Below are 2,943 nucleotides of genomic sequence, written 5' to 3'. Positions count from 1 at the left end.
CAAACGGCACTCCGCTCATCGACCGAAAGGTCCGGGGGCGAGCCGGGGATGGCCGGCAACGCGCCGCGCTTGGCCGTAGCGGGGTCGATGACGCAGTCCAGCAACGCTTTCGAGTACGGGTGGGCCGGCGTGCCGAAAAGTGACCGGGTGCTGCTGGATTCGACGAACCGTCCCGCGTACATGACGTTGACGCTGTCGCAGAGTTCTTCCACGATCCCCAGGTTGTGGGTGATCATCACCAGCGCGTTGCCGCGTTCGTCGCAGATTTTGGCCAGGAGGTCGAGGACTTGCGCCTGCGTGGTGACGTCCAAGGCCGTCGTCGGTTCGTCGGCGATGACCACGGCGGGATCGTTGGCGATGGCCATGGCGATGAGCACGCGCTGCCTCATCCCCCCGGAGTACTGGTGGGGGTAGTCTGCGATCCTCCGTTCCGGATCGTTGACGCCCACCTCGGCAAGGAGTTCGCAGGCCATCCGCCGGGCCACCTTGACTGACACGTCCTGGTGCACCCGGATGGTCTCCACGAACTGGGTTCCAATGGTCTTGAGGGGATCCAGGGCAGCCATCGGGTCCTGGAATACCAGGCCGATGTCCCGCCCCCGGATCTTGGAGATCCCGGCGTCGTCAAGGCCCACGAGCTCTGTCCCGTGGAGCTTGACGCTGCCGCCCACAATGCGGCCCGGTGGCGGAACGAGCCCTACGAGGGACATGGCGAGGGCGGATTTCCCGGAACCCGATTCGCCGACGATCGCCAATCGCTGCCGTTTGTAGAGGTCGAAGGACACGTCCCGCACCGCGTGGACGGTTCCCGAGGAAGTGTCGAAATTGGTTGTTAGTCCTTTGACGCTCAGGACGGGCGCCTGGCCCGGGATCCCGTCGCTGGCAATGCTTCGGGAAGGAAAGGGAAGTGCGTTGGTGTGCGACATTAGCGGGCTCCTACTCGGGTGCGGGGATCTGCCGCGGTCATGATGAGGTCCGAGACGAGGCTGACTACCACGTAGAGGATGGCGGCCAAAAGGAGTACCGCCTGGACCACGGCAAAGTCCTTCTGGATGATGGCGTCGGCGGTCATGGAACCTATGCCCGGCCATCCGAAAACTTTCTCGACCAGCAGGCTTCCAGCCAGGAGATCGGCGAACAACAGCGAAGCAGCCGGTAACAGTGCCAACAGCCCGTGCGGGGCCACGTGGCGCGAGTAGACCGGGAACCTGCGGAGGCCATGGCTCTGGGCGACTGTGACGAAGGTTTCCCGCAGCGTGCCACGAAGCTGGTTCCGGTACAGCCGGCTGAGGAAGGCGAACGGACCCAAGGCGATAATCGTTGCGGGCAGGATCAGGTGCCAGCTCGCATTGGCGAAAGTCCCCCACTGTCCCGCAAGCAGGGCGTCCACCGTAAACATGCCGGTGACGTTCGGCGGACGGAGCATCCCGGGTGACAGCCGGCCTTCAGGACCCGGGAATATCCCGAGCTGGATCGAGAGAACCAGCAAGGCAAGGAGGGCGATCCAGAAGGGTGGCGATCCCATGGCCAGGGAGGAAGCGATGCGAAGAAACCGGTCCGGCCAGCGGCGTCGTGAGTAGACAGCGATGCTCGCGGCGAGGACCGCCGCCACAATGGCAATGACTACTGACAGCAGCCCCAGTTCGATCGTCGCCGGCAGCCGTTGGGCAAGGAGGCTACCGACGCTGTTGCCGGTGCTGTAAGAGAAGCCGAAGTCACCGCGGAGGAGCGAGCCCATGTAGTTCCCGTACTGAACGAAGAGGTTGTCATCCAGTCCCATGGACTTCCGCAGCGCCGCGATGGCGTCGTCGGTGGCCGCATCGCCGGCAATGGCCCGGGCCGGGTCACCGGGAACCTTGCGGAGGAGGATGAAGGCGAAGATCGAAGCCCCGAAGACCGTGGCCAGTGCTATGCCGAGCCGTTTGAAAATGGTGCTAATCATCGAAAAAGCCTCATTTCGCCTGGATGAATTCGCCGCGTGGATCCAGGACTTCCCGGGCCCTGTCCGCGATCATGGTGGTCAGGCTGACGGCAAGGAGCAGGCCCAGGCCAGGGAAGCCCGCGATCCACCATTGACCCGTCAGGAAGAATTGCTGGCCATCGGTGATCATTTCTCCCCATTCGGCCGTCGGAGGTTGAGCGCCGAGGCCCAGGTAACCTAGGGCTGCCAGGGAGAGCACCGACGCACCGAAGACGGCGGCCATCTGCAGGATCATGATCGGGACCAGGTGCGGGAAAACGTGGCGGAACAGCACGCGGGCGGGGTGTGCTCCGAGTGCGACCGTGGAGCGAACGAAGTCCTGGCCGTACAAGCGCATCACCTCCCCGCGAAGCGTCCGCATGTACCAGGGGAACGAGTGCAGCGAAAGCCCGATGACCACCGCCGTCACGCCCGGCTGCAGTGCCATCGCGATCGCCATCGCCAGAAGGATGGCAGGGAAGCAGAGGATGGAGTTGGTCAGCCAGGTAAAGAGCGTGTCTACCCAGCCGCGCATTGATCCCGCCAAAAGGGCAGCGATACACCCGGCGACCGCGCCGATCAGTGCAATGGTCAGACCGGCCAGGATTGACGTCCGCCCACCCGCCAGGACCCGGGCCAACACGTCCCGCCCGGTGTCGTCCGTGCCCATAGGGTGTCCCAGGCTTGGAGACTGCAGGACGGCGCCGAGGTTGATGGCATCGGGTTGCACGCGCCAGACCAAGGGGCCAATCAAGGTGGCCACAATGAGGGCGGCCAGGAACGACAAGGTCATGGTCAATGCCCTGTCCCGACGAAGGAAGCTCCTGAAGGGTCTCCTTCTGACCGGGACAACGATCTGTGGGGCGGCAATGGCTGTCATGAGAGTCCTTCCTCTCCGGAAAGGATCGTGGCCGGCTTCTTCACGCCGGCACCCATTGATGTGAGGATCGTCCGCATAGTGGCGGCACTGTGGAGCAGTTGAC

At 64.0% G+C, this 2,943-nt stretch carries 3 protein-coding genes; all 3 read right to left on the bottom strand.

Annotated features, from left to right (window positions below; genetic code table 11):
* Positions 1 to 926 (bottom strand): ABC transporter ATP-binding protein (locus AHiyo1_RS01460; protein WP_059387383.1); only part of this gene is annotated, 926 nt, incomplete at its 3' end.
* Positions 926 to 1,942 carry an ABC transporter permease gene (locus tag AHiyo1_RS01455; RefSeq protein WP_059387382.1) on the bottom strand — a complete coding sequence of 339 codons (1,017 nt, stop codon included), beginning with the start codon at positions 1,940 to 1,942 and terminating at the stop codon, positions 926 to 928. The genes AHiyo1_RS01455 and AHiyo1_RS01460, both read right to left, overlap by 1 nt.
* 10 nt (positions 1,943 to 1,952) lie before the next feature.
* Positions 1,953 to 2,840: an ABC transporter permease gene (locus AHiyo1_RS01450; RefSeq protein WP_084784298.1), complete on the bottom strand. Its 888-nt coding sequence runs from the start codon at positions 2,838 to 2,840 to the stop codon at positions 1,953 to 1,955.
* Positions 2,841 to 2,943: the final 103 nt, after the last annotated feature.

The organism is Arthrobacter sp. Hiyo1 (assembly GCF_001263615.2).
Lineage (GTDB): Bacteria > Actinomycetota > Actinomycetes > Actinomycetales > Micrococcaceae > Arthrobacter.
Note: the sequence above shows the minus strand (reverse complement) of the source record. Positions and strands in the feature narration are given on the sequence as shown.